The 23,217-nt window shown below is 69.5% G+C and carries 17 protein-coding genes and 1 pseudogene; 8 read left to right on the top strand and 10 right to left on the bottom strand.

Annotation, left to right across the window (positions count from 1 at the left end):
• The 4 genes from DMX10_RS28980 to DMX10_RS28965 form a co-directional block, all read right to left on the bottom strand.
• The coding region (locus DMX10_RS28980) for a TonB-dependent receptor (RefSeq protein ID WP_111264349.1) at positions 1-2,208 on the bottom strand (2,208 nt) is incomplete at its 3' end.
• A gap of 327 nt (positions 2,209-2,535) precedes the next feature.
• On the bottom strand, positions 2,536-3,594 hold the full coding sequence (locus DMX10_RS28975; protein WP_111264348.1) for an ABC transporter substrate-binding protein: 1,059 nt from the start codon (positions 3,592-3,594) through the stop codon (positions 2,536-2,538).
• A gap of 35 nt (positions 3,595-3,629) precedes the next feature.
• Positions 3,630-4,676, bottom strand: coding sequence for an ABC transporter substrate-binding protein (locus DMX10_RS28970; RefSeq protein ID WP_111264347.1), 1,047 nt, complete (start codon positions 4,674-4,676; stop codon positions 3,630-3,632).
• Positions 4,677-4,687: 11 nt separating this feature from the next.
• A complete protein-coding gene (locus tag DMX10_RS28965) occupies positions 4,688-5,848 on the bottom strand; it encodes an LLM class flavin-dependent oxidoreductase (RefSeq protein ID WP_111264346.1) in 1,161 nt (386 codons plus the stop codon).
• Between the two features lie 367 nt (positions 5,849-6,215).
• Here DMX10_RS28965 and DMX10_RS28960 point away from each other — a divergent pair, with 367 nt between their 5' ends.
• Positions 6,216-6,959 (top strand): class II aldolase/adducin family protein, encoded by a 744-nt coding sequence (locus DMX10_RS28960; RefSeq protein WP_111264345.1) that lies wholly within the window; start codon positions 6,216-6,218, stop codon positions 6,957-6,959.
• A gap of 11 nt (positions 6,960-6,970) precedes the next feature.
• Here the strand turns inward: DMX10_RS28960 and DMX10_RS28955 are convergent, their stop codons facing one another.
• From DMX10_RS28955 to DMX10_RS28935, 5 genes are all read right to left on the bottom strand, one after another.
• Positions 6,971-7,351 (bottom strand): FxLYD domain-containing protein, encoded by a 381-nt coding sequence (locus tag DMX10_RS28955; RefSeq protein ID WP_111264344.1) that lies wholly within the window; start codon positions 7,349-7,351, stop codon positions 6,971-6,973.
• 281 nt (positions 7,352-7,632) lie between these two features.
• Positions 7,633-9,507: an ABC transporter ATP-binding protein gene (locus DMX10_RS28950; protein ID WP_111264343.1), complete on the bottom strand. Its 1,875-nt coding sequence runs from the start codon at positions 9,505-9,507 to the stop codon at positions 7,633-7,635.
• Complete coding sequence (locus DMX10_RS28945) at positions 9,500-11,266, bottom strand: ABC transporter ATP-binding protein (protein ID WP_111264342.1); 1,767 nt, start codon at positions 11,264-11,266, stop codon at positions 9,500-9,502. Before DMX10_RS28945 ends, DMX10_RS28950 begins: the two co-directional genes overlap by 8 nt.
• A gap of 49 nt (positions 11,267-11,315) precedes the next feature.
• Positions 11,316-12,635 (bottom strand): amidohydrolase family protein, encoded by a 1,320-nt coding sequence (locus tag DMX10_RS28940; protein WP_158545636.1) that lies wholly within the window; start codon positions 12,633-12,635, stop codon positions 11,316-11,318.
• A gap of 75 nt (positions 12,636-12,710) precedes the next feature.
• A complete protein-coding gene (locus DMX10_RS28935) occupies positions 12,711-13,970 on the bottom strand; it encodes an acyl-CoA dehydrogenase family protein (protein WP_111264340.1) in 1,260 nt (419 codons plus the stop codon).
• A 371-nt stretch (positions 13,971-14,341) separates the two neighbouring features.
• Here DMX10_RS28935 and DMX10_RS28930 point away from each other — a divergent pair, with 371 nt between their 5' ends.
• The 7 genes from DMX10_RS28930 to DMX10_RS28900 all read left to right on the top strand — a co-directional run bounded on the left by DMX10_RS28930 (position 14,342) and on the right by DMX10_RS28900 (position 22,822).
• The gene (locus tag DMX10_RS28930; protein ID WP_111264339.1) at positions 14,342-15,403 is read left to right on the top strand and encodes an ABC transporter substrate-binding protein; all 1,062 of its coding nucleotides are present in this window, start codon (positions 14,342-14,344) and stop codon (positions 15,401-15,403) included.
• 14 nt (positions 15,404-15,417) lie between these two features.
• Positions 15,418-16,146, top strand: coding sequence for a class II aldolase/adducin family protein (locus DMX10_RS28925; RefSeq protein WP_111264338.1), 729 nt, complete (start codon positions 15,418-15,420; stop codon positions 16,144-16,146).
• Positions 16,147-16,228: 82 nt separating this feature from the next.
• The gene (locus DMX10_RS28920) at positions 16,229-17,416 is read left to right on the top strand and encodes an LLM class flavin-dependent oxidoreductase (RefSeq protein WP_111264337.1); all 1,188 of its coding nucleotides are present in this window, start codon (positions 16,229-16,231) and stop codon (positions 17,414-17,416) included.
• Between the two features lie 80 nt (positions 17,417-17,496).
• Positions 17,497-19,083 carry an ABC transporter substrate-binding protein gene (locus DMX10_RS28915; protein WP_111264336.1) on the top strand — a complete coding sequence of 529 codons (1,587 nt, stop codon included), beginning with the start codon at positions 17,497-17,499 and terminating at the stop codon, positions 19,081-19,083.
• On the top strand, positions 19,076-20,155 hold the full coding sequence (locus DMX10_RS28910; protein WP_111264335.1) for an ABC transporter permease: 1,080 nt from the start codon (positions 19,076-19,078) through the stop codon (positions 20,153-20,155). Before DMX10_RS28915 ends, DMX10_RS28910 begins: the two co-directional genes overlap by 8 nt.
• Positions 20,156-20,165: 10 nt before the next feature.
• Positions 20,166-21,008, top strand: a complete 843-nt coding sequence (locus DMX10_RS28905) for an ABC transporter permease (protein ID WP_111264334.1) — start codon at positions 20,166-20,168, stop codon at positions 21,006-21,008.
• A complete protein-coding gene (locus DMX10_RS28900) occupies positions 21,005-22,822 on the top strand; it encodes an ABC transporter ATP-binding protein (RefSeq protein WP_111264333.1) in 1,818 nt (605 codons plus the stop codon). The genes DMX10_RS28905 and DMX10_RS28900 overlap by 4 nt, the downstream gene beginning before the upstream one ends.
• A 288-nt stretch (positions 22,823-23,110) precedes the next feature.
• On the opposite strand, the pseudogene DMX10_RS28895 reads toward DMX10_RS28900, so the two are convergent.
• A pseudogene (locus tag DMX10_RS28895) lies at positions 23,111-23,217 on the bottom strand (IS110 family transposase); the annotation flags it as partial.

Below are 23,217 nucleotides of genomic sequence, written 5' to 3'. Positions count from 1 at the left end.
GATCACGTACTGGCCGCTGCCGACGGCGCCGTTGGGGCGGCCGTGGACCTGGTAGCGGCGGTCGGTGAGGTTGTTGACGAAGCCGGTGACGCTGATCTTCTCGTCATGGTTGAACCAGGTCAGGCGGGCGTTGGCCAGGGTGTAGTGGGGCTGGCTGAGGGTGCTGTCGACGCTGCTCTGGCGGTCGGCCAGGAAGTATTCCTTGCCGCGGTAGCTGACGTCGCCGCCGGCCACCAGCTTGCCGCCGATCTCCAGGGGGATGGTGTAGTCGGCGCCCAGGGAGATGACCTGCTCGGGCGAACGCACGAAGCGGTTGCCGCTGTAGTCGGCGGTGACGACGCCGGTGTTGGGGTTGACGTTCTTGAAGTCGGTGTACTCGGTGTCCAGGTGGGAGAGGGCGGCACGCAGGTGGAGGAACTCGGTGGCCTGGGCCTCGATCTCCAGTTCCGCGCCCTTGACCTCGCCGGCGGCGCCGTTGGTCAGGGCGGTGGTGAGGATGCCGTTGTTGACCGTGAGCAGGTTCACCTGGATGTCGCTGTAGTCGTAGTAGAAGACGTTGGCGTTGGCGGTGAGGCGGCCGTCCAGCCACTCCGACTTCAGCCCCAGTTCGTAGGCATCCAGTTCTTCCGGGTCCACCGTGGTGAGGCCCGAGAGGCCGCCGGACAAGCCGGTGTTGAAGCCGCCGGAACGGAAGCCGTGGGCGTAGCGGAAGAACACCCGCAGGTTGTCGTTGATGCGGTATTCCGGGGTCAGGTCGTAGGTCCAGGCGTCCCAGGTCTTGTCCTTCTCGCTGGTGCCGTTGTTGTCGGCGCCGGCGATGGGGGCACCGCTGGCCAGGCGCTGGGTGAGGGTCAGGTCGATGTCCTTCTTCTCCTGGGTCCAGCGCAGGCCGCCGGTCACGCTGAACTTCTCGGTGAAGTCGTAGGTGAGGTTGCCGAACAGCGCGACGCTGTCGGTCTTGTGGGTGTAGGCCAGGTCGCGGTACACGGTGCCGGTCTGGTTGCTGCCGGTGCCGTTCGGGGTGGTACCCGGGCGCACGTAGCGCAGGGCGTCGCTGTCGAGCTTCTCGTGGAAGTAGTGGGCACCGGCCAGCCAGCGCAGGGCATCTTCCTGGGGCGAGGCGAGGCGGAATTCCTGGCTGTACTGCGTGTACTCGTTGTCCACGTCGCTGACGCCGTTGACCTCGTAGGGGGTGTAGTCGGCGTCGGTGAGGGCCTGGTTGCGGATGCTGTCGTAGGCGCTGATGGAGGTGAGCTTGTAGCCGCCCAGGTCCCAGTTGAAGGTCAGCGAGGTGCCGTCGTGGTCGAGCTTGTAGTCCTCGTCGACGTTGAGCTGGATCTTGCTGCCATGGGGGCGCACGTAGCCGACGTTGTAGTAGCGGCCCACCGGCAGCGAGCCGTTGCTGCCGTCGCCCTTGTGCTCGCGGCTGTGGATCTTCCACAGGGCTTCCAGGTCCGGGGTCAGCTGGGCGAGGAACTGCAGGCGCACGGCCTTCTTGTTCACGTCGCCGTAGGTGTGGTCGTTGGTGAGGTTCTTGGTGAAGCCGTCGCGCTCCTCGGAGTAGACCGCCACCCGCGCCGCCAGGCGCTCGTCCACCAGGGCGCCGCCGATGGCGCCGTTGAGGATGCGCTCGTTCTTGCTGCCGAAGCCGATGGTGCCGTAGCCGTCGGTCTCGAAATCGGGCTTCTTGGAGATGATGTTCACGGCGCCCGCGGTGGTGTTCTTGCCGTACAGGGTGCCCTGCGGGCCGCGCAGGATCTCGATGCGCTCCAGGTCGTAGAGCGGGCCGCCACCGGCGATGGGGGCGTTGAGGTAGACGTCGTCGGCATAGATGCCCACCGGGTAGACCGTCGCGGCGCCGGTGTCGCCGGTGCCCAGGCCGCGGATATACCAGCGCGGACGGCCGTCGCCGTCGGGGTTCTTGGCGGCGGCGTTGGGCACGAAGGTGGTGATGTCGCCGATGGCGCGCACGCCGTCGGCGGTGATGTTGGTGCCGTTCACCGCCGAGACGGTGGTGGGCGTTTCCTGCAGGGTTTCCTCGCGGTGCTGGGCGGTGACGGTGACCGTCTTCAGCGCGGTGGTGGGCTGCGCCTTGTTGGTGTCTTCGGCCTTCTTCGCATCGGTCCGTTCGGCAGCGACCAGCGCACCGCTGGCGGTCAGCAACAGGGCCAGCCATATGCCCCGGGTAATCGGATTGGGTGTGTGCATGTTCTCTCCCCTTTTATATGTAAGGCACGGGTCGCCAAGTGGGCGTTCGCAAGGCGTGCCATGAATAAGCAAATGGGGAGGAGCAGGAGTCGTGCCAGCCTTTGGGTGGGCATGTCTGTTATTTTCTTAAATTCGCAAATGGTTGTTTTAAAAGGAATTTATTATTAATGGCGGCGTGTTTTTGCAACAACTAAGGGCGTGTGGGAGTGGGCCGGATGTGAGGCCGGAAGAGGGGCATTGACGGGTGCGTAATTGGCAGCAGGACGTTGCTGGGAAGTTGCTGCTGGGGAAGCAGCCGCCCGGGCATTGCTGCCCGGGCAACAGGGCTCAGACGGCGACCCGGGAGGTGGAGCCGATGACCTTCTCCAGCACGCTGAAATCGATCCAGTCGCGCACGTCGAAACGCCGGGGGATGAAGTCCCAGCGATGGAGGAAGTCGGTGAAGTCCTGCAGGGCCGCGATCGAGCGTTCGTCGAGGGTGGTACGCAGGCGGCGGTGGGCATCCTCGCCGTAGGCGGTGGCGACCCAGTACTCGCTGGTGTTGAGTTCGCGGGCGAGGAAGCGCCGGGTCTCGTCCGGGTTGGCCCAGGCCCATTGCTCGGTGCGCAGCACGGTGTCGACGATGCGCACCGAGGCATCGAAATGCTCGTGCAGCAGGTGGGTGTCCACCGTCAGGGTCCGCGGCGTGCCGTTGTTGGAGCGGATCAGCGGGTCGGGGTGCGAGCCTGTGTCGACCACCACCTGCAGGCCGAACTCGTTGGCCAGGTGGGCGGCATGGGCGCCCTTGAGGAAGATGGCGTCGATGTCACCCCGCAACAGGCCGATCAGCTCGTTGTTGCGGCGCCGGATGCGGTCCACCCCGAGGCTCACTTCGGCGCCGTACAGGTGGTGCTTCTGCTCGTCGCTGTAGGTGCCGCCGTAGGGGTAGTCCACCAGCTCGACGTCGCGCACGGAGAGACCTTCCAGGTGCAGGGCGTTCTCCAGGCCGCGCAGGGCCTGGGCGCGGGTGAAGTCGATCTGCACGTTGGCCCACTTGGGCAGGCCGAAGCGGCGGTTCTTCAGGTCGCGCACGCTTCTCACGCCGGATTCCGGGGTGGTGAGGATCAGCTGCACCTCGTCGCTCCACGACAGCCCCAGCACGCGGGTCTCCACGCCGCTGGCGTAGGCCCAGATGGCCGGGATGTTGCCGCCGTGGCGTACCGAGTTGCGCAGGTGGTGGTCGTAGTGGGCTTCGCGCACCTCGCGTTCGCTGGATTCGCGCAGCGACTGGATGCTGGTGCCGTAGGGGCGGAAGGCTTCGGCCAGGCGGCCGGACTGCACCGCGATGCCGAGCCCGGTGGGAACCGGGCTGTGGGTGTACCAGAGGGTGTCGAGTGGCTTGCTCATAAGTGGCTCGGTTGAGGTCAGTAGAGCCCGGCCGATCAGCCTGCCAGCGCAGTGGCTGCGCGCAGGGAGTCCAGCGGTCGGGTATCGATCCAGTCACGCACCTCGAACAGCTGCGCTATGAAGCCCCAGCGGTGCAGGAAGGCGGTGAAGTCCTGCAGCGCGGCGATGGCCTGCTCGTCCAGCTCGGTGCGCAGGCGGCGGTGGGCGTCCTCGCCGTAGGCCACCGTCACCCAGTACTCGCTGCTGTTGGTCTCGCGGGCGAGGTAGCGGCGGGTGTCGTCGGGGTGGGCGTGGGCCCATTGCTCGGCGCGCAGCACCGCGTCGAGGATGCCGGCGGCGGCTTGCGGGTGCTGCTCCAGCAGGTGGGCGTCGACGGTCAGGGTACGCGGCGTGCCGTTGTTCGAGCGCACCAGCGGCTCGGGGTGCGAGCCGGTGTCGATCACCGTGCGCAGGCCGAAGTCATGGGCCAGTTGGGCGGCGCTGGCGCCCTTGAGGAAGATGGCATCCACCTCGCCACGCAGCAGGCCGACCAGCTCGGCGTTGCGCCCTTCGGCGCGGCGCGAACTCACCGGGGTGCCGGCCACGGCCTGTACCGGTTCGTCGCTGAAGGTGCCGCCGTAGCGGTAGTCCACGCGCTCCACGTCGGCCACTTCCAGGCCCTCCAGGCGCAGGGCGTTTTCCAGGCCGCGCAGGGCCTGTGCGCGGGTGAAGTCGATCTGCGCGCCGTGCCAGTCGGGCAGGCCGAAGCGGCGGCCCTTGAGGTCCTTGACGCTTCTGATGCCGCTGTCCGGGCGGGTGAGGATCAGTTGCACCTCGTCCGCCCAGGACAGGCCGATGACGCGGGTGTCGCGGCCCTGGGCGCGGGCCCAGATGGCCGGGATGTTGCCGCCGTGACGCACCGAGTTCTGCAGGCTGTGGTCGAAGTGCGATTCGCGCACCGCCTGCTCGCTGGATTCGCGCAGCGACTGGATGCGCGTGCCCTGGCTGGCCAGGGTCTGTTCCAGCCAGCCTTTCTGCACGGCGATGCCGAGCCCGGTGGGGACCGGACAGCGGGTGTACCAGAGGGTTTCGAGTTGGCTCATGGTCGGTCTCCTCAGGCGCTTTGCTTGAGGTCGGCGGCCGGGCTTGCCGCCGAGCGCTGGTGCACCAGCGGCAGCACTTCCTGGCCGATGCGCAGGGCTTCTTCCAGGTGCGGGTTGCCGGCGAGGATGAAGGTGGAGAAGCCGGCGTCGCGGTACTCCACCAGGCGCTCGGCGATGTTCTCGTGGCTGCCCACCAGGCCCACGGTCGGGCCGGGCTTGGCCTTGGCGAAGCCGGCCCAGAGGTTGGGGCCGAGGATCAGGTCGTCGAAGCGGTCGATGTTCTGGTGGTAGGCGGTCTGGCGCGCGCCACCCACGGAGTCCGAGCCGCTGGTGAAGTTCTTCACCAGGGAGCTGGGCTTGCCTTCGAGGCGGTCGAACTGGGCGCGCAGGTCGCGCCAGGCGGCTTCCTCGGTCTCGCGGGCGAAGAGGTCGACGCGCAGGCCGAAGCGCACGCTGCGGCCCTGCTTGTCGGCCAGCTCGCGCACGCGCTCGATGTGCGGCTTGAGCTTGTCCACCGGCTCGGCCCAGTTGAGGTAGACGTCGGCGTGGCGCGCGGCCACCTCCAGCGCGGCGTCGGAGAAACCGGAGAAGTACACCCCGGGCTTGCGCTCGCCATGCAGGCCGGGTGGCAGCGAGCCGTTCTCCAGCTGGTAGATGTCGCCATCGTAGGAGAAGCGCTCGTTCTCCCAGAGCCCCTTGATCACATCCAGGAACTCGCCGGTGCGCTTGTAGCGCAGGTCGTGTTCGAGGAAGTCGCCCTGGGCCCGCTGGCTGGCCGGGTTGCCGCCGGTGATGATGTTCCAGTCCAGCCGGCCATTGCTCAGGTTCTGCAGGATGGCGGCCTGCTGGGCAGCGTAGGCGGGCAGGGTCCAGGTGGCCTGGAAGGCGATGAGGAACTTGATGCGGCGGGTCTCCCGCGCCAGGGCCGAGGCCACCACCCAGGGTTCGGGGCCGGTGGGCAGCAGCGCGCCCTCGAAGCCGGCCAGTTCGGCGGCCTTGGCCACCTGGGCGATGTAGTCGATGTAGCCGAAACCATCGGGCTCGCCGTTGGGCAGGCGGCCGGGGGCGATGTTGCCCGGGCGGTGCGCGTGGCTGCCACGGTTGTGCTTGTCGGTGGACAGCTGCGGTCCGTCGGTGCCCAGCGGCAGGCGCCAGAAGAATTCAGTGCTCATATTCGCTCCTGATGAGGTGGCCGTGGTTCCCGCCGGGGCCGGCGAGCCACGCTGCCAGGTGCGAGTGCAACGGCCATGCCACGGCCCGGCGGCAAGGCTGCGGGCCAGGTGGGGCAAGGCCTGCGGGGAGAGGGCACGAGAGGCCTGGCGGGCGGGGTGCGTCTCCAGCAACACCCTGCCAGCAGCCGGCTGCTGGGGGCGCAACAGAAACGCCGATGGCGGGCCTGCGGGCGGCGAGCCGACCGCCGCCAGGCCTTGCGCATCAAGGGCTTGGTGGAGTCGGCACAAGTCCTGCTCTGCACCGCTACGACCGCGTATCGCGGCGGCAACGGAGCTTCGTTGCGTGACCCCCTTGAAGGACGATCCCATGACCCAGACCAGCAGCACCCTCGGCAGCGCCATCCTTGACCAGGTCGAGCAGGCCAAGCGCGATTTCGCCAAGGCCTTCCGCGTACTCCAGGACACCCGCACCCTGACCGCTACCAACACCCTGCAGGCCTACCTGCGCGTACCCGGGACGGACCTGGTGATCGCCCTGCGCGCACCGTCGCCCTGGGACGACGAGCCGGCCATCCGCGCCTCGGTGGTGAGCTACGACGGCGTCGTCCACCTCGACGAGACCCTGGGCGGCGCCCAGACCCTGAGCGAGAGCCGCGAGGCCGGCAGCGGCAAGCGCTACGCCCAGGTGCTGCGCGAACGCGCCGAGGTGAACGTGGTGATCCACGTGCACACGCCCTACCTGGGTGGCTGGGCCGGTACGCACCGCGTGCTGCCGCTGCGCTACGCCGCCTCGCAACGGGTGACCCTGGCCCGCGAGCTGCCGGTGTACATCGACCGTCGCCAGCCGGAGCCGGCGTTCATCGTCGAGACCATCGAGGCCAACCCGCACACGCCGGGGCTGCTGGAGGCCAACGGCGGGGCGACCTTCTGGGGCACCGGCATCCTCCAGGTGGCCAAGCTGGTCCTGCTGGTGGAAGAGGGCGCCTACTTCCAGGCGCTGGCGGAAAACCTCGGCGGCTCCAGGGAGTTCGGCCCCGGCGTGCTGGAGCAGCAATGGAAGATGACCGGCCTCTGGGCCGAAGGGCAGAAGCTGCTGGGCGAGGTGGCTTGAAGCGGCGCCCGCTAAGGGGCGGGTGACGCCGGCGCGGCGGACGGCAGGGTCGCCGCGCCGATGGTTTCGCTGAACTCGGTGTCGATGAGCACCGTGCGCACCTTGTAGCTGTCGAACGTGCGCGCCTTCACCGGCACCGATAGGCGCCACGCCTGGCCACCCTCGATGCCCTTGGCGCGGAAGGTCTCGGTGTCCACCAGCTTGTCGCCCTGATAGATGTCGAACACCACCGTGACGGTGGAGAAGGACTTCTCGGTGGTGTTGACGGCGGTGCCGTTGATGTAGCTGTCGTGCCCGGAACGGGTGAGGGCGAGGTTGCGCACCTTCACGTCATCGGCGAGGGCGCACAGCGGCACGAGGGCCAGCAGGGCGAGGCAGGTTTTACGCAACATGGCGAACGACTCGAGGCCTTAACCCGCCGTTGATACATCGGCGCGAAAACCTTGTCGACTACCGCTCGGCGCCACGTAGTCCGAGGCTTACGGCCGCGACTCACGGAGGTGCCCGCGGCGTGGCGTGGACCCCGCTTTATCGGTCCACCGATCAAGGTCATTCCGGGCATCGCTGGTGGATGAAAAGAGCGTCATCCACCCTACGGGCCTGGTATTGAGCCGTAGGATGGGTAGAGCCCCGCGAAACCCATCATTGCGGAGCTCAAGCAGGCTGGCGTGAGTCACCCCTCCGCGCCGGCCTTTTCCAGGATGGTGTCGATGGAGGCGCTGGTCTCGGCGCTGCGCAGGTAGGTCTGGTAGAGGGCGGCGTAGGCGCCGTTGCGCTCGATCAGCTGCGCATGGGGGCCGAGTTCGACGAGCTGGCCGTTGCGGATCACGGCGATGCGGTCGGCGTCGCGGATGGTGGCCAGGCGGTGGGCGATGATGATTGCCGTGCGGCCTTCGCAGAGGCGGCGCAGGGCGCGCTGGATGCGCCGCTCGGTGTGCACGTCCACCGCCGAGGTGGCTTCGTCGAGGACCAGCACCGCCGGGTCGGCGAGGTAGGCGCGCACCAGGCACACCAGCTGGCGCTGGCCGTGGCTGAGGTGGGCACCGAGTGGGCCGACTTCGCTGTGGTACTGGTGCGGCAGGCGTTCCAGCACCTCGTCGGCGCCCAGCTCGCGGGCGGCGGCGATCAGTTCGGCGTCGCTGGCGGCGGGGGCGGCCAGGCGCAGGTTGTCGAGGATGCTGCCGCTGAACAGCACGTTGTCCTGCAGCACCACGGCGACGCGGCGGCGCAGCTGGTGCTGGGCGACGTCGCGCACGTCCACGCCGTCGATGCGCACGGCACCGCCCTGCACGTCGTAGAAGCGCGTGAGCAGTTGCACCAGGGTGCTTTTGCCGTGGCCCGAGGGGCCGACGATGGCCAGCACCTCGCCGGCCTGGATGTGCAGATCCAGGTCGCGGATCACCGGGTGCGCGGCCCTGGGGTCGTAGGCGAAGCGCACGGCCTCGAAGCGCACCTCGCCACGGGCGTCGGGCAGGGTCTGCGGCGCGTGGCGGTCGGTGATCTCCGGCGCCGTGTCGAGCAGCAGGAAAATACGCTGCGCCGAGGCGGAGCCGGTGGCGTAGCGCTCGAAGAGGTCCGACAGCTCCTGCAGCGGGCCGAGGAACATCATCACGTAGAACAGGCTTTCCGCCACCTGGCCGACGCTCACCGTGCCGTTGGCCAGGCCGTGGCCGCCCACCAGCAGCAGGGCGGCCATGCCGCCGGCTGCGAGCAGTGCGGTGAAGGGGGCGAACCAGCCGGAGCGCAGGCTGCCGCGGATCAGCGCCTGGTTGAAGTCCAGCAGCAGGCGCCGGTAGCGCGCGCTGTTGGGCGCCTCCTGCACGCATTGCTGGATCATCCGCGCGCCGCTGACGCTCTCCACCAGGTGCGCGGTGAAGCGGCTGCGGTTCTCCGCCACCCGCGCCCAGTTGCGCTGGGAGATGCGCTTGAACGCCCAGGTGGCGCTGAACAGCAGGGGCACGGTACCCACCAGGGCAAGGAAGAACAGCGGCGAGATCAGCCACAGCAGCACGCCGGCCACGCCACAGCGCAGCAGGGCGCCGAGCAGTTCCGGCGGGCCCTGGATCAGCAGCGGTTCGAGGCTGTCCACGTCGCGGTCGGCGCGGGAAATGATGCGCCCGGCCTTGGTCCGGTCGAAATAGCCGACGCTCAGTGCCTGGACGTGGGCGAACACGCGCACCCGCAGGTCGTTGAGCACGCGGATGGCGGCGCTGCCGGCGATGAACTGCGACAGCCCGGCGAGCAGGAAGCGCCCCAGCCAGCTGGCCGCCAGGCCCAGGCCGAGCAGGGCCACCAGGCGCTCGTCCAGCAGCCAGTGGTCGCCCTGTGGCACCAGCCCGTGGTCGAGCAGTTCACGCACGAACAGCGGGCGCAGGAACACGGTGAACACCAGCACCACTTCCAGCGCGATGACCGTGAGGATGGCGCCGCGTATCGGCCTCAGCAGTGGCAGCAGGCGGTGCAGCATGCCGCGATCCAGTGCCTGGCGGGCGAGCATTTCCTCGATCTCGATGTCCGAGAGCGCCTTGCCCGGTAATGGGTTAGCCATGGTCGATCCCCAGCAGGTCGCGGTAGACGGGGTTGCGTTGCAGCAGCTCGGCGTGGGTGCCGGCGTCGGCGATGGCGCCCTGGTCGAGCAGCAGCACGCGGTCGGCGAGGAGGATGGTGGAGAGCCGGCTGGAGATGATCAGCAGCGTGGTGCCGCGCAGGTCGCGGATGTTGCCCAGCACGCGGCGCTCGCTGATGGCGTCGAGGGCGCTGGTGGCGTCGTCGAGGCAGAGGATGTCCGGCTGGCCGAGCAGCGCGCGGGCCAGGTTGAGGCGCTGGCGCTGGCCGCCGGAGAGGGTCACCCCGCGATCGCCCAGGGCGGTGTCCAGGCCCCGGGGCAGGCGTTCCAGCACATCGTCGGCGGCGGCCAGGTGCAGGGCCTGGAGCAGCTCGGCGTCGCTGGCCCCGGGCGCGGCCAGGCGCAGGTTGGCGGCCAGGGTGTCGGAGAACAGGAAACTTTCCTGCGGCACCACGTGCACGCGGCGGCGCAACTGGGCCAGGTCGAGCTGGCGCACGTCCTGCCAGCCGGCGATATCGGAGCCCAGCAGCAGGCGCCCGGCGCTGACGTCCACCAGGCGCGGCAACAGGCTGGCCAGCAGGCTCTTGCCGGTGCCGGTGGCGCCGACCAGGGCGACGACCTCGCCCGGCTCGATGCGCAGCGAGCAGGCGCGGAGGATCTCGCGGCCGCCGTCGGGGGCGCTGACGCCGACCGCCTCCAGCCTGAGCCCCAGCGGGCCTGCGGGCAGGGGCGCGGTGCCGCTGCGGATGGCCGGCTGCTCGTCGAGCAACTGCCAGATGCGTTCGGCGGAGGAGCGGGCGTCGGCGAAGGTCTGCATGACCCGGCCGATGCCTTCGATGCGGAACACCAGGGTGGTGGCGATCAACAGCGAGGTGACCAGTTCGCCGATGCCGATGCGCCCGTCGGCCACCAGGTGCGCGCCGTAGACCAGGATCCACACGTGGCCGAGGGCGACCACCGCCTGGGGCAGGGGGATGCGCGAGGCGGCGTAGGCGAGGGCGGTGCGGGCATGCTCGGCGAACAGGCCGACCTGGCTGGCGAAGCCCTGGATGCGGCTGGCCTCCAGGGCGAAGGACTTGATCACACGGACGCCGCCGATGCCCTCGGCGAGGTCCTGGGCGACGCGGTCGTAGGCCGCGCCCACGGTGCGGTCGAGGCTCACCAGGCGTTCGGTCTGCACCACGAAGATGGCCAGCCCCAGCGCGGTGAGCAGCAGTGGCACCAGGCCCAGCAGCGGGTGGTACCAGCCCAGCAGGCCGACGGCGGCGAGCACCACCAGCGGGGTTTCCACCAACTGGCGCCAGAAGCTGATCAGCGCGTCGCGCACCTTGTCGGCGTCGCGGGTGGTGCGGGTGACCATCTCGCCCATGCCGTGTTGCCAGTGGTAGCCCAGGTGCAGGCCCTGGACCTGGCCGAGGATGCGCTCGCGCAGGCGCGTCAGCAGTTCCTGGCTGAGGATCAGCGAGAGCACGCCGGCGGCGTACTGCAGCACGCCCCGGCCCAGGGCGACGCCGACGATCAGGGCGACCCAGTACCAGCCGAGCGAAGCGTCGAGGCTGCCGTCGGCCTGGCGCACCACGGCGCGGCCGGCGCTGACGTCATTGACCGCGTGCCCCACCAGCCATTGCTGCCAGGCCAGGCCCAGGTTGACGGCGATGAACAGGGACGCGGTGAGGGCGAAGCGCCAGGGCATCTCGCGGTAGATGGCCAGGCAGCGGAGCAGGGGGTGTCGCGTGGTCATGGGGAAGCAGCCATGGGGCGCCATCCTTGGCGCAAAGGGAGGAGGTGGATCAGAGGGCGTTCTTGTAGACGACCCCGCCTTTCATCACCCACTGCACATGCTCAAGCACGCGGATGTCGGCGAGGGGGTCGTTCTTGACGGCGATGATGTCGGCGAAGCGGCCGGCCTCGATGCTGCCGATGTCGTCGGCCGCGTCGAGCCAGCGCGCAGGCGTCAGGGTGGCGGCCTGGATCGCCTGCAGCGGCGTGAGCCCGGCTTCCACCAGATAGTGGAACTCCACGGCGTTGGTGCCATGGGGCGTGATGGGCGCATCGGTGCCGTAGATGATCGGGATGCCGGCCTTGATTGCCTTGGCGATGTTCTGTTTGTGGAGCGTGGCGGTCTGCTTGAGGATCGCCAGGGTGTAGGCGCTGGCCCCGGCCTCCACGGCGTGCTCCTGGGCCAGGCTGTCGATGGCCAGGGTGGGCACCACCGGGATCTGCTTCTGCTTGAGCAGCTTCAGACCTTCCTCATCCACCAGGGAGGCGTGCTCGATGCTGTCGGCGCCCAGTTGTGCCGCCAGGCGGATGCCATCGGCGCCGTGGGCGTGGACGGCGACCTTCTTGCGGTAGCGGTGGGCGGTGTCGATCACCGACTTCAGCTCCTCTTCGCTGAACTGGGTGACGCGCGGGTCGGTGCCGCTCATGAAGCCGCCGGTGATGCACACCTTGACGAAGTCGGCGCCGTACTTGAACTGCTGGCGTACCTTGCGCTCGAAGGCGTCCGCGCCGTTGGCGACGCCGGGACCGTCCTGGTCCTCCTCGGGGGTGGTGACCTGGCCGGAGCAGTGGCCACCCGTGGTGGTGAGCAGGGTGCCGGCGTCGTAGATGCGCGGGCCGGGGATGTCGCCTTCCTTGATGGCGTCACGCAGGGCGATACCAGTGAAGGCCTTGCCGCCCATGTTGCGCAGGCTGGTAAAGCCGGCTTCCAGGGTGTCGCGGGCCTGCTTGGCCCCTGCCAGTGCGCCCCGCGCCGTGCCGATGCGCGGACCGAAGCCGCCCAGGTGCACATGGAAGTCCACCAGCCCGGGCAGCAGGGTGCTGTCACCCAGGTCCAGGACCCGGGCCCCCTCGGGGATCGTGAGGTTCTTGCCAACGGCCTTGATGCGCTCGCCTTCGATCAACACCACGGGGGCCTCGATCACCTTCGCGTCACGCACGTCGATCAAGCGGGCGGCCTTGACCGCCAGCACCGGGACCGGTGCCGGGACGGTGGCCTTGGCCGGTTCGGCGGCATGAGCGGGGAGGAGGGCGCTGGCCAGCAGGGTGGCGCCGATGGCCAGGGCCAGGTGTGGGCGGCTGGCGCGCGGATGGGGCAGGGGTCGGTTCATGTTCGATGTCCGTAAAAAGCCCGTACGCCCTGGCATGAACAGGGCGCCGGGTGAGAAACCGGGAAAGGGAGCGGCTCAGGAACGGGTGGTGGCGCCTTCGACCTGCTTGGCATTGAGGATGGCGGTGTATTCGCCCGGGTCGATGCCGTTGAGGTAGTAGTTGCCGACGTGGTGCAGGCGCCAGCGGATCGGGTCGTGGGTGGTGTGCACCCGGGCGTTGCGCCAGAAGCGGTCGAGGTTCCACTTGGTCAGCGAGGCACTGGCACCGAGCAGCGAGAAGATGTCGCTGGAGATCTTCAGCGAGGCGCCATCGGAGTGGGCACGGGCGGTGGCCACCGAGAGGATCAGCTCGTCCTGCAGTTCCTTGTTGTTCGGGTCCTGCTCGTGCTGGTCGAACACCCGCGCGGCGTCGCGCAGCAGGGATTCGGCGGCGCGCAGGGCCACGGCGTACTCGCCGATCTGGCGGATGATGTGCGGCTCCTCGTTGGCGCGCTCGACGCCGCTTTCCACCCAGGGCCGCGCGTTGTGGTTGAGGTAGTGCACGCCGGCCTGCAGCGCGCCGGCGGCGATGCCGGTGTCGATGGCGGCGTGGAGGATCTGCGGGAAGGTCAGCCCGGTGCGCTTCATCGGGCCCTGGCGGCGCGAGACGAAGCGCTCGTCCAGCTCGATGTTGTCGAAGATCACCGTGCCGCTGACCGAGTTGTTCTGGCCGAAGGCATCCCAGTCGTCCACCAGGGTCAGGCCGGGGGTGTCGCGGTGCAGCAGCACGCCGACGCCGCCATCGTCGGAGCCGGCGGTGAGGGAGATCCACTCGGCCAGGTAGGAGCCGGTGGAGTAGAACTTGCTGCCGTTGAGGATCAGCTTGCCGTCGGCGCGACGCTCGACGCGGGTCTTGAGGGCGAACTTGTTCTTGCCGCCAACCTCGGCCAGTGCATTGCCGAAGCGCTTGCCGGCCAGCACATCGGCCACCAGGCGGTCACGGACCTCGTCCGGGTAGCCGGTGAAGATGCCGCGCAGCATCACGTTGTGGATCTGCAGCAGCTGGCCGACGCCGCCATCGGCCACGGAGATGAGGCGCACCGTCTCGACAATCGTTTCCACCGAGGCGCCCAGGCCACCGAAGGCCTTGGGCACGCCGATGGCGGTGAGCCCGCTGTCGGACAACAGTTGCGCCTGGCGACGCGGCAGCTCGCGGTTGCGCGAACTGTCGGCGGCGATCTCGGCGATCTCCCTGGCCACTTCCTTCGCCACCGCGATGGCGTCCGCCTCGCTGCGCAGGATGTTCGCCGCCACGTGGGGCTGTTCCGTGGCGAAATTGCGTTCGGCCGTACTCATGCTTGCACCTCTGTCGATTCGATCGGTTCCGTCCCGGGCCTGTGCCGGGTGCTTGGCGGGGCTTGAGCAGGTTCTATGCCAGGGCCTTGGCGGAGGACGCCCAGGCCTTGCGCCGCGCGGGCTGCAGCAGCCTTTCCAGACGCCGGTCCACAGCACCGCTGCTGCTGGGGCAGCACCCCGGGACGGCTGCTGCTGGCGAGGCAGCACTGGCGACGCAGCCCTGCTGGCCTGCCAGCAATCCACACCGCTGGGGGACTGGCGAAATCCCTGGAAGGCCCGGATTACGAGGCTCTCAGGTTTTGGCATGGGCATTGCGAAGGCAGCACAAACGGCCCCTGAGGCCACCCTGCACCTCTTTCCTGGAGCCCTTCATGACCCTTGTTGCCACGGCCCCCGCGCAGCCGACCCTCGCCGAGAAGGCCCCGCTGGATCAGATCTGGTTCACCCGCTGCCCGGTGCCCACCGCCTCCGGCATCGCCTACAAGCTCGGCTGGCTGGCCGAGGAGTTCGCCGCTGACGGCCTGCCGGTTTCCACCCTGCAGGAGGCTCGCCAGCTCGGCCGCCACCACTACGACCACGAGCTGCCGGGGCTCTTTCGCGAGGGCGGCAATGTGCCGGCCCTGGCCGCCCGCGCTGCCGGGGCGCCGAGCCGGCTGATCGGCCTGACCTGGATCGAGGAATGGCAGACCATCCTCGTGCGCCCGGACTCCGGCATCCGCAGCCCCGCCGACCTCAAAGGCAAGCGCCTGGCCCTGCCGGCCTGGGGTGACAGCCGCCCCGGCAGCATCGCCCGGGCCATGAGCCTGCATGGCTACAAGGGCGCCCTGGCGCTGGCCGGGCTGGGCTTCGACGACGTGCAACTGGTGGAAGTGCCGCTGCTGGACCAGGCCGCCGCGCGCACCCCGGAGGAGGGCCTGCAGCGCCTCTGGTCGGGGCTCGAGCCCCTGGCCCGTGGCGAGCTGGACGCCGTCTACGTGAAGGGCGCCGCCGCTGCGGACGCCGCCCGCCGCCTGGGCCTTGTGGTGGGGGTGGACCTGGACCTGGTGGACCCGCGCCATCGCGTCAACAACGGCACGCCCCGTCCCATCACCGTTCACCAGAACCTGCTCGACGATCACTTCGACCTGGTGGTGCGCTTCCTCGCCCAGACCCTGCGCGCCGCCGAGTGGGCCGCGGAAAACCGCGACAGCCTGCACGCCATCCTCGAGGTGGAAACCCGTGCCGGCCGCGAGGGCGTGGCCGAGGCCTATCGCGGTGATTTCCACACCACCCTGGCGCCGGACCTGTCCGCCCAGCGCCTGGCATTCCTCGGCATCCAGAAGGATTTCCTCAACCTCCACGGCTTCCTCGAGCGGGACTTCGACATCGCCGATTGGGTCGATGCCCGCCCGCTGCAAGCCGCCCATGACCTGCTGGCCCAGCGCCGCACCTGAACAGGAGTTCCACCATGACCATCCTCGTCAACGAACAGCACATCAACGCCGAACTCCGTGAGTTCGTCGACAACGTCGTACGCGAAGCCGGTGAAGCGTTCACCGTGTACCGCGAGACCGGCACCATCACCGCCAACGGCACCGTCGGCTTCATCGAGCGGGTGCCGGGGCAGGAGCTGCTGGTTTCGGTCAACTACCCGGGCCCCTGGAACCACGGCAAGCCCCTGCAGGCGCAGGTCATCGACTTCGCCGGCAATGTCGTCTACGGCCACGGCCGGAGCGGGGCAGGGCGCTACACCAAGCTGTTCCAGCAGCACGCCGACATCACCACCGTGTCCCACGTGCATTCGCCCTACCTCGGCGCCTGGGCGCAGACCCAGCGCAGCCTGCCGTTCCACTACGTGCCGGTGCAGCGCTACCAACTGGCCCGCGAGCTGCCGGTGTACATCGACCGCCGCCAGCAGGAAGTGGACTTCATCCTCGGGCGTATCGCCGAGAACCCCTACACCCCGGCCATCCTGGAGGCCAACGGCGGCTCCACCGTGTGGGGCAAGCAGGGCCTGCGTGCCACCGCCGAATTCATCCTGCTGCTGGAGGAGGGCGCGCAACTGCAACTGCTCGCCGAAGCCATCGGCGGCTCCCGCGCCTACGGGCCGGGCGTGCTGACCCAGCAATGGAAGATGAGCGGCCTGTACGAGAAGGCCACCGAACTGGGCCTGGTGCCCGCCATCGACCGCCGCTGAGCCGTTCCAGGGCTCCGCCAGAGAGCCCGTTCAAGCGCCTGCCGACGCGTGCGACACCCTCATCCGATCAAGGACACCGAACATGGCTGTGAAGATTCTCTGGTACCTCACCACTCCCGATGGCCCCTATCCCTGGGAGGCGGAAGGCCGCTGGAAGACCGACTTCCAACACCTCAAGCAGATCGCCGTGACCGCCGACCGCTTGGGCTACTACGGCTCCCTGCTGGGCTCCAGCCCCAACGAGAGCCTGGCGGTTTCCGCCGCGCTGATCGACGCCACCGAGCGTTTGCGCTTCCTCGTCGCCCAGCACCCGGGCGAGCTGTCGCCGGCGGTGCTGGCGAAGTGGGCGCTGACCTTCGACCAGTTCTCCAACGGCCGCCTGCTGTTCAACGTGGTCAACGGCAACGACGCCAGCCTGGCCACCTACGGCATCCACTACGGGCATGACGAGCGCTACGACTTCAGCCTGGAGTACTGGCGCGCCTTCCAGAGCATCTACGCCGGCGAGACCGGCGGCTACGACGGCCGCTACGTCAAGCTCGCACCGCGCCAGGCGGCGGCCGCGGGCCACCCGCTGGGCGGCTGGCACCCGCCTAAGCAGAAGCCGGGCATCCCGCTGTGGGGTGCCGGCACCTCGGGCCCGGGCGTGGCCCATTCGGTGCAGTTGCTGGACGTCTACCTGAGCTTCGCCAACACCCCGCCGAAGCTTGGCGAGAAGTTCGCCAGGGTGGCGGCCGAGGCGGCGAAGATCGGCCGCGAGCTGACCTTCGGCACGCGCCTGCAGGTGATCGTCCGCGAGACCGAGGAAGAAGCCTGGGCCCACGCCGAGAAGCTCTTGCAGCGCACCTCCATCGAGACCGCGCGCAACGCCATCCTGCGCCAGCTGCCGCCCGGCGAGACCCTGGAGAGCTTCGTCAGCGACGACCCGCAGATCCAGCGCAACCTGGAGGCCATCCGCGCCGGGCGCCTGCCCAAGGCCCGCGACCTGGAGATCTACCCCAACGTGTGGGTGGGCCCGAGCCTGTTCGGCTTCAACATCCTCGGCCCGGCCGCCGGTACCTACCTGGTGGGCAGTGCCGAGCAGGTGGCCGAGCGCATCCGCGAGTACGAGCGCCACGGCACCTCGGCCTTCATCCTCTCGGGCTTCCCGCTGATCGACGAGGCCCAGCGCGTCGCCGACCTGCTGTTCCCGCTGCTGGACCTGGACCACGGCTTCGAGGTGCCGCAGCTGGGGGTGACCGCACGGGCGCCGAAGGCGGCCTTGGCCTGATGGAACCTGGCGGCCCCGCACAACGCGTGGGCCGCCGAACCGGCAACGGGTAGCAAGCGACAAGCGGAGTGCAACGAACAATGGAATCCTGGATCAAGCGTGAACTGTCCCGTCGGCATTTCCTCGGCGGCAGTGCGGCCCTGGGCGGCGGCCTGTTGCTGGGGGGCGGGCTGCTCGCCGGCTGCGATGGCGGGGCGCCGGCCACTTCGGCGGCTCGGGTGGTGCCCGGCAAGCCGGTGCATGGCGGGCGCCTGCGGGTCGGCATCATCGATGGCGACCAGGCCGGCAACCTCGACGCGCACAAGCCGGTGGGCGGCGGGATCATCCGGGGCTGGGCGCTGTACGCCAAGTTCTGGGAATGGAACCCCGACGTCAGCACGCGCCTGGCCCTGGCCGAGTTCGCCGAACCCAACGCCGATGCCAGCGCCTGGACCATCCGCATCCAGCCGGGCCTGGAGTTCCACCACGGCAAGACCATTGGCGCGGATGACATGGTCTTCTCCATCCTGCGCCTCACCGACCCGGCGCTGGCCTCGCCCTTCGCCGGGCTGGTCGGCGCCATCGACCGCAACGCGGTGCGCAAGCTGGACGCCCGCACCATCGAGATCCGCTTCAAGGAAGGCCAGAGCTTCTTCCCCCTGGACGAAACGCTGATCAGCTTCGGCGGCATCGTCCCCACCGACTACGACCCGGTGACCAACCCGGTGGGTGCCGGCCCCTACAGGCTGAAGTCCTTCGTGCCCGGGCAGCGCTCGCTCTACACGCGCTTCGAGAACTACTACAAGCCCGGCCAGCCCTATGCCGACGAGCTGGAGATCATCGAGTTCAAGGACCAGGTATCCCGCGCGGCGGCCCTGCGTGCCGGCCAGATCGACCTCGCCAGCGGGGTGCAGGCCGAGCACAGCGCGCTGCTCAAGGCCGACCCGCGCCTGCAACTGGTCGCCTCGCCGAGCACGGCCTTCACCGGCTTCAACATCAACGTCGCCAAGGCGCCGTTCGACGATGTGCGGGTGCGCCAGGCCCTGCGCCTGCTGGCCGACCGCGAGGAACTGGTGGCGCGCGCGCTGAACGGTTTCGGCCGGGTGGCCAACGACCTCTATTCGCCCCACGACCCGACCTACAACCACGGCATCGCCCAGCGCCCTCACGACCCCGACCTGGCGCGCTCGCTGCTGCGCCAGGCCGGCCACGAGAACCTGCAGGTGGAGCTGACCACCACCCCGGGCGCCGGGGCCAGCGCTGCGCTGGTGTTCGCCCAGCAGGCACGTAGGGCAGGGGTGGAGGTAAAGGTGACCCAGGTGGACGGCTCGGTGTTCAACGGCCCGCAGCGGGAGAACTGGCAACTGTCGCCGGGTTCGACGCCGGCCCGTGGCTTTCTCGCCTCGGCGTTGCACAACGACGCGCCGACGGCCATCTACAACCGCAGCAACTTCCGCGACCCGCGCTTCAGTGAGCTGTTCCTGCAGGCCCTGGCGCAGCCGGACCTGGAGCAGCGCAAGGCGCTGGTGCACGAGGCCCAGGCCATCCAGCACGAGCGCGGCGGCCTGTTGATCTGGGGTTTCAGCGATGTGCTCGACGCCGCTTCGGTGCGCGTCGGCGGCCTGGTGCCGGAGCAGACCACCTTCGCCTCCTGGCGCTTCGACAACCTGTGGCTCGCCGATGTCTGAGCCCCGCATCCCTTGCCCCCCGCGCCAGCAGCGTCGTCGCGCGCCGGCCTGGCTGTCGTGGTTCGTCGGCCGCATCGGCGCCGGCCTGCTCACGGCCTGGATCATCACCCTGGTGGTGTTCATCGCCACCCAGGCGCTGCCGTCGGACCCGGCGCGGGTGATCCTCGGCCCCGACGCGCCGCTGGAGAGCATCCTCACCCTGCAGCGCCAGCTGGGGCTGGACCGGCCGATCCTGGAGCAGTACCTGCGCTGGCTGGGCCATGCCCTGCAGGGCGACCTGGGCCGCTCGCTGGACTCCAGCGCGCCGGTGAGCGAAATCCTCGGGGCGCGCTTCGGCAATACCCTGGCACTGATCGCCGGGGTGTTCGCCTGGGTGGTGCCGCTGGCGCTGTTGCTGGGCGTGACCCTGGCGCTGCGCCGCGACAGCCGCCTGGACCGCTGGGGCCTGTCGGCGCTGATCCTGCTCAAGGCGACGCCGGGTTTCCTCCTCGCCATCGGCCTGGTGCTGCTGTTCTCCATGCCCCAGGTGGACCTGCTGCCGGCGGTGTCGATCCTCGACCCGGAGCGGCCGCTGCTGGCGCAGCTGGAGTACCTGGTGCTGCCGGTGTTCGCCCTGGGCCTGTCGGCCCTGCCGTACCTGGCGCGCATGGTGCGTGCCTCGATGATCGAGGCGCTGGAGTCCGACTACGTGATCGCCGCGCGCCTGCGGGGCATCCCCGAGCGGCGCATCGTCTGGCGCCACACGCTGCCCAATGCGCTGGTGCCGGCGATCCAGGGCGTGGCCCTGACCCTGCGCGTGCTGGTGGGCGGCGCGCTGCTGGCGGAGGTGATCTTCAGCTACCCCGGCATCGGCACCACGCTCAACTCGGCGATCCAGATGCGCGACCTGCCGCTGATCCAGGCCATCGTCCTGGTCACCACCCTGGGCGTGGTGCTGATCAACCTGCTGGCCGACCTGCTCACCGTCCTGCTCACCCCGAAGCTCCGTACCGCGCGCCGTGTGCGGATGATCCAGCGCAACCGCCGCGGCATCCTGCCCTGGTGGCGGCGGCAACCGGCCAAGGCGCCCTGAGGACCCTTCCATGACCGCGACTTCTTCCTCCTGGCGCCGGCTGCTGCGCGAACCCCAGACCCGCAAGGGCGCGGTGGTGACGGCGCTGGTGTTCGCCCTGGCGCTGCTCGGCCCGCTGCTGGCGCCCCATGCGCCCACCGACATGGTCGGCCCGGTGTACGGCGCGCCCAGTGCCGTCGCGCCGCTGGGCCATGACTTCCTCGGCCACGACGTGCTCTCGCGCCTGCTGGCCGGCGGTCTCTCGGTGCTGTGGATGTCCCTCGCGGCGGCCTTCCTGGCCCTGGCGGTGGGCAGCACGCTGGGGCTGCTGGCGGGCTTTTCCCGGCGCCGGCTGGACCAGGCGATCATGTGGGCCACCGATGTGGCGCTGGCCTTCCCGGACCTGATCCTAGTGCTGCTGATCGTCTCCATGCTCGGCCGCCAGAGCTGGCTGATCGTGATCACCGTGGCCATCGCCTTCATCCCCAGCGTGGTGCGCCTGGCCCGGGGCAGCACGGTGGCAGTGGCGGGGCAGGAGTTCGTCGAGGCGGCGGAGATGATGGGCTACCCGCGCTCGCGCATCCTCTTCCGCGAGATCCTGCCTAACATCCTCACGCCGCTGCTGGTGCACTTCGGCAACATGCTGACCTGGGGCGTGGGCATCCTTTCCGGCCTCAGCTTCCTTGGCTACGGCGTGGCGCCACCGGCCGCCGACTGGGGGCTGATGATCAACGAGAACCAGGCGGGCCTGCTGATCCAGCCCTGGGCAGTGCTGGTGCCGGCGCTGCTGATCGCGGTGTTCGCCTATGGCACCAACATCCTCGCCGAGGGCATCGGCCGCAGCAGTGCGCAGATCGGCGAGAAGCAGCCATGAGCGCCCTGGCCGAACTGCAGGTGGACGCGCTGCTGCCCCAGGGGGCACCGCTGGCGCCGGCGCTGCGGGTCAGCGAGTTGCGGGTGGAGCTGGCCGGCGGTGCCGATGTGGTGGATGGCATCTCCTTCAGCCTGGCGCCGGGAGAAATCCTCGGCCTGGTGGGCGAGTCCGGCTCCGGCAAGACCACCCTGGCCACCGCGCTGCTGGGCCATGCCCGGCGGGGGGCGCGCATCGCGTCCGGGCGCGTGGAGGTGGACGGGCGCTCGCTGCTGGAGCTGCGTGGCGAGGACCTGCGCCGCGCCCGTGGCGGGCTGATCGGCTACGTGCCCCAGGACCCGGCCACGGCGCTGAACCCGGCACTGCGCCTCGGCGCGCTGCTGGGCGAGACCCTGGCCGCCCACGAGCGCTTGCCGGCGGATGCGCAGCGCCAGCGGCTGGTCGAGACGCTGCGCGACGTGGGCCTGCCGGATGATGCGGAGTTCCTCCGGCGCTTCCCCCATCAACTCTCCGGTGGCCAGCAGCAGCGGGTGTTGCTGGCGCTGGCCTTCGTGCTGCGGCCGAAGCTGGTGGTGCTCGACGAGCCGACCACGGCGCTGGACGTGGCCACCCAGGCGCACATCCTCGACACCTTGCGAGGGCTGTGCAAACGCCAGGGCGTGGCGGCGGTGTACGTCTCCCACGACCTGGCGGTGATCAAGGACCTGGTGGACCGTGTGGTGGTGATGTATGCCGGGCGCATCGTCGAGGCGGCGCCCCGCGAGCGGCTGTTCGAGCGGCCGACACATCCGTACAGCCGTGGCCTGCTGGCGGCGATCCCGGATGTGGCCCGACGCGTGACGATACGGGCCATGCCCGGCCATGCCCCAGCGCCGGGACAGCGCCCGAGCGGGTGTGCATTCGCTGCGCGTTGCCCACGCCGGCAGGGCGCCTGCGAGCAGGCCGAGCCGCCATTGCGCAGCCTCGATGCCCAGCAACGGGTCGCCTGCCTGGAGCCCCACCGCGAGCCCCTGGCGCTGGTCGAGGAGGCGCCGCTGGCGGCGGGTGCGCTGGAGGCGCGGCCGCTGCTGCTGGAGGTGCAGGGGCTGAATGTGGCCTATGACCGCCAGGTGCTGTTCGATGTGTCGTTGCAACTGGCCCAGGGTGAGTGCCTGGCGCTGGTGGGCGAATCCGGCTCCGGCAAGACCAGCCTGGCCCGCGCCCTGGCGGGCCTCGGCGAGAACGCCCAGGGCGATGCGGTGTACGCGGGCAGTCCGCTGGCCCTGCAGGCACGCCAGCGGACGCGGGCGCTCCGCCAGGAGATCCAGTACATCTTCCAGAATCCCTATCGGGCACTGAACCCTCGGCACACCGTGGCCCAGAGCCTGGCCGCACCCCTGGAGCATTTCTTCGGCCTGCGTGGCGAGGCCTGCCGCGCGCGCATCGAGGCGGTGCTGGCGCGGGTAGCGCTGCCGGCTTCGGTGGCCGACCTGTATCCCCACAGCCTGTCCGGTGGCGAGCGCCAGCGCGTGGCCATCGCCCGTGCGCTGGTGTGCCAGCCGAAGCTGCTGATCTGCGACGAGATCACCTCGGCGCTGGACGTATCGGTGCAAGCCTCGATCCTCGCCTTGCTGCGCGAGCTGCAGGCCGAGGGGCTGACGTTGCTGTTCGTCACCCATGACCTGGGCGTGGTCCGCGCCGTCGCCGACCGCGTGGTGGTGCTGCACCGGGGCCGGGTGATCGAGGAGGGCGCCGTGGACGCGGTGCTCGACCAGCCGCGCACCGCGTACACCCGCGACCTCGTGGCGCATTCGCCGAGTCTGTTGTCGCGGGATTGAGGGCTCCCGGGCTGAAGCCCAGGTGCTGGATTTTTCGTGGAAGCGGATTCATCCGCGATGGAGGGCGACGGCGTCTGGCTCGGCGCCCATGGTGGATGGCGCTTTTTCCATCCACCGGCGGTGTTCGGCATGACCACGAATGGTGGACCGGTGGAGCGTGGTCCACCCTACCTCCCGGGCGGGTCCGGGGCGGCTGGTGGTGGGGCATCGCGCGTGAATTCGTGCCCACTGGACAGCCATCATCACCGTGGCTTGCGCTGGCACGGTCGGTAGATACCGTCTTGATTCCTAGTGAGCAAGGGCCAGTTTTGCGTCAAATGGCTGGCCCGATTTCAAGACGCCATAGGCGATGTTCAGCAGCTTGCGCATCGCTGCGCAGACGATCTGCTTGCCAG

Origin of the sequence: Pseudomonas sp. 57B-090624 (genome assembly GCF_003234055.1) — a bacterium.
Taxonomy (GTDB): Bacteria; Pseudomonadota; Gammaproteobacteria; order Pseudomonadales; family Pseudomonadaceae; genus Metapseudomonas; species Metapseudomonas tohonis.
This window is presented reverse-complemented; position numbering and strand designations above follow the sequence as displayed.